5 protein-coding genes are annotated in these 3,494 nt (G+C 63.0%); 1 reads left to right on the top strand and 4 read right to left on the bottom strand.

All coding sequences use genetic code 11. From position 1 onward, the window contains the following. A partial coding sequence (locus EOL86_12920) for a restriction endonuclease (GenBank protein ID NCD26477.1) occupies window positions 1–96 on the top strand: 96 nt, incomplete at its 5' end. A gap of 3 nt (window positions 97–99) precedes the next feature. Here the strand turns inward: EOL86_12920 and EOL86_12915 are convergent. The 4 genes from EOL86_12915 to EOL86_12900 all read right to left on the bottom strand — a co-directional run. After that, window positions 100–495, bottom strand: coding sequence for an FxsA family protein (locus tag EOL86_12915; GenBank protein NCD26476.1), 396 nt, complete (start codon window positions 493–495; stop codon window positions 100–102). Then, complete coding sequence (gene serB / locus EOL86_12910; protein NCD26475.1) at window positions 495–1,730, bottom strand: phosphoserine phosphatase SerB; 1,236 nt, start codon at window positions 1,728–1,730, stop codon at window positions 495–497. The genes EOL86_12915 and serB overlap by 1 nt, the downstream gene beginning before the upstream one ends. Continuing rightward, window positions 1,730–2,575: a DNA polymerase III subunit delta' gene (locus EOL86_12905; GenBank protein NCD26474.1), complete on the bottom strand. Its 846-nt coding sequence runs from the start codon at window positions 2,573–2,575 to the stop codon at window positions 1,730–1,732. The genes serB and EOL86_12905 overlap by 1 nt, the downstream gene beginning before the upstream one ends. A gap of 28 nt (window positions 2,576–2,603) precedes the next feature. Further along, on the bottom strand, window positions 2,604–3,494 hold an 891-nt coding region (locus EOL86_12900), incomplete at its 5' end, for an adenylosuccinate synthase (GenBank protein ID NCD26473.1).

The raw sequence follows: 3,494 nt of genomic DNA, 5'->3' as shown, positions 1-3,494 counted from the left end.
CTGGTCCAGCTCATGATCGACCATGATCTTGGCGTCAGCCCTGTGGAAACCTACGTCATCAAGCGGGTGGACTCGGATTTTTTCGTGGAAGACTGAGCGTCAGCGATAAAACCTGATCTGCACGTTCGGGCTCTGCCGCCACTGGTCGAATTTTTTGCGGAGCCAGCGTTTGAACATATTGCGGGGACCGGGCAGCAGCAAAACCAGCCCGCACAGGTCGGTCAAAAAGCCCGGCAAGACAAGAACAATACTGGCCAGGGCGATCAGGACGCCGTCGAGCATGTCCTCGGCGGGCATGAGCCCCATGTTCAGACTGTCCCGAATCCGCAGCATCGTCGCCAGACCCTGCATCTTGGCCAGATAGGCCCCGGCCGCCGCCGTGAGCAACACCATGGCGATGGTCGGCCACGTGCCGATGGCCCGGCCCATGGAGACCAGGGTGTAAATTTCCAGAAACGGAATGACCGCGAAAAGAAGAAACAGCTTCCCGAACATCATGCCTCCTGAGCGGCCAGTTGATCCACGGTTTCGCGGTCGCGCAGGCCGAGAAAATAAAGCACGCCGTCCAGACCGACATTGGAGATGGCCTGGCCCGCGCCCTGACGGACCACGGGTTTCGCGTGAAAGGCGATGCCCAGGCCGGCCACGTCGAGCATGGGCAGGTCATTGGCGCCATCGCCAACGGCAATGACCTGGGAGAGCGAAATGTTCTCCTTGGCCGCGATCTCCTTGAGACGCCTGGCCTTGCCCGGCCCGTCGACGATTTCGCCGACCAGGCCGCCGGTCAGCGCGCCGTCCTTGATCTCCAGCTCGTTGGCGTGGACATGATCGATACCCAGCCGCTCCTGCAAACGCCGCCCAAAATAAGTAAATCCACCGGACAGAATGGCAATGGTGTACCCGAGGCTCTTCAGGGTACGAATGAGCCGCTCCGCGCCTTCGGTCATGGGCAGGGTGGCGGCCACGTCTTCCAGCACGCTGGCGGGCAGACCCTTCAAAAACCCGACCCGTTTTCTGAGGCTCTGACAAAAATCCAGCTCGCCGCGCATGGCCGCCTCGGTGATGGCCGCGACCTGCTCGCCCACGCCGGCCCGCTTGGCCAGTTCGTCGATGACTTCGGCCTGGATCAGGGTCGAATCCATGTCGAAACAGACCAGCCGCCGGATGCGCCGGAAGGCGTTGTCCTCCTGAAAGCCGATGTCGATGCCCTGTTCCCGCGACAAATCCAGAAAGGCGGCGCGCATGGCCGAAATATCCGTCGGCGTGCCGCGCACGGAAAATTCCAGGCAGGCCCTGGGCATGGCCGGGGGCTGGACCAGGGATCGACGGCCGGACAGACGGGTGATGCAGTCCACGCTCAGCCCGTTGGCCGTGATGACCTCGGACAGAGCTGCCAGATTGGCGGCGGTGATGGCCCGCCCAAGCACGGTCACGATATGACGCTTGCGCCCCTGCATCCCGACCCAGCTCTCGTAGTCGTCCTCCGAAACGGGCGTGAACTTGAGATGGAGGTCCTGGTTGTGGGCCCAGTACAACAAATCCTTTAAAATGGGCGAGGACTCGTGCTCGAGCGGTACTTCGATCAGCACGCCGAAGGACAGATCGGCATGGATGACGGACTGACAGATATCCAGGATGGTCACGCCGGACGCGGCCAGCTGGCCCATGATGCCGGCCAGGAGGCCGTCGCGGTCCGTGCCGGAAATTTGAATAAGGATGATTTCGCGCATTATTTGTGCATCAGCCCCCAGATGCGGATGGCGGCCCATTCCAGCACCAGGGCGGGGTTGGCGCTGGCATCCAGGCTTTCCAGCGCGTTTTCGACCACAACGCCCGCCTGGCGCACGGCCACCACGTCCAATCGACGAGCCATGACCGTGGCCAGCTCCGACAGCGGATTGCCGTAGCTGGCCTGAAGCAGGGCGCGCTGCACTTCCTGGAGCACACGCCGGGCCAGTCCGACATCCACATTGCCTTTCTTGGCGGTCCACTCCAACCATCCCCCCGTGCCGGTCTGGATGAACGCGCCCAAATCGGCCAGGATATCCCGCAGGTCCGAATCCTCGGCCATGGCCTTGGGCCAGCCCAGGGTCAGGACGAAACTGCGTGAAACCAGGGTGGGCAACAGAATGTCCCGATTGGGAGCCAAAAGAAGAAAAAGATTGCCGGGCCAGGGTTCTTCCAAGGATTTGAGCAAGGCGTTGGCCGCCGCGTCGCCCAAAGCCTGGGCCTCGGCCAGAATGACCACGCGATGGCCGTTACCGGTCGGCGCGTCCCCCAGCACGGACCGAATGTCGCGTACCGTGTCGATGGTGATGCTGCCCTCGGCCCCGTTCACGAGGATCAGATCGCGGCAGGCGTCCTCGGCGATCTGGCGGCACACGCGGCAGGCACCACAGGGCGGATGGACTTCCCGGCAATTGACACGCGCGGCCCAATACAAAGCCAGGCCAAGGCGCTCCTCCCTGGTCCCGCCTTCGAGCAGCAGGGATTTGGGCGGCGCCAGGGCCAAACGATCCAGAAAACCCGCGACGCGGGGCTGGTTGCGGAGAGATTCAAGCCAGGGTGCGGACATGGAAAAGGGAGGCCGAGCCTCCCCGATGCTAGCGGATGATGGTCTGGTCCCGGTCGGGACCCACGGACACAATGGCCACGGGAATGCCCAGCACTTCTTCGATGCGGGCGATATAATTCCGGGTCGCCTGGGGCAACTCGTCGTAGGCGCGACAACCAGAGATGTCCTCGGACCAGCCGGGCATGGTCTCGTAGACGGGTTCCACATGGGCCATGCCATTTTCTTCCTGGGGCGGGTAGGGCATTTCCTGGCCCTTGTAGCGATAGGCCGTGCACAGTTTGAGCTCGTCCAGGCCACCCAAGACATCGAGTTTGGTCAGAGCGATTTCCGTCGGACCGTTCAGACGCTGGGATTCGCGCAACACCACCAGATCCAGCCAACCACAACGACGTTTCCGGCCCGTGGTCGCGCCGAATTCCGCGCCTTTTTGCTGCATGTAGTCACCGGGGCCGTCGAGCTGTTCCGTGGGGAAGGGGCCGGCGCCGACACGGGTGGTATAGGCTTTGACGATGGCCACGATGCGGTCGAGCATGCGCGGCGAGCACCCCGATCCGGCCGAGGCGTTACCGGCCACGGTGTTGGACGAGGTCACGAACGGATAGGTGCCGTGGTCGATGTCCAGGTGCGTGCCCTGGGCGCCCTCGAACAACACGCCGATCTTGGAATATTCCTGAATGGCCGAGGACACGTCGCCCAGATACGGCACCAGACGACGGGCGATGGGCAGCAGTTCGGCGAAAATCTGGTCCGCGTTCAGCGCTTCCTGACCATACAGTCCGTTCAGGAGGGCGTTCTTTTCGACCAAGGCTTTCTCGATCTTGTGCCTGAGCAGGGCGTCATCGGCCAGATCGGCGGCGCGGATGCCAATGCGCGCGGCCTTGTCCTCGTAGCAGGGGCCAATGCCCCGGCCCGTGGTGCC

The sequence above is a fragment of the Deltaproteobacteria bacterium genome (assembly GCA_009930495.1).
In the GTDB taxonomy this organism is placed as follows: Bacteria; Desulfobacterota; Desulfovibrionia; order Desulfovibrionales; family Desulfomicrobiaceae; genus Desulfomicrobium.
Note: the sequence above shows the minus strand (reverse complement) of the source record. Positions and strands in the feature narration are given on the sequence as shown.

Bases quoted from the DNA above. Each gene is read 5' to 3' on its own strand.
- serB (NCD26475.1), bottom strand. From the start codon at position 1,730: ATGCGCGAAATCATCCTTATTCAAATTTCCGGCACGGACCGCGACGGC.
- EOL86_12905 (NCD26474.1), bottom strand. From the start codon at position 2,575: ATGTCCGCACCCTGGCTTGAATCTCTCCGCAACCAGCCCCGCGTCGCG.
- EOL86_12915 (NCD26476.1), bottom strand. From the start codon at position 495: ATGTTCGGGAAGCTGTTTCTTCTTTTCGCGGTCATTCCGTTTCTGGAA.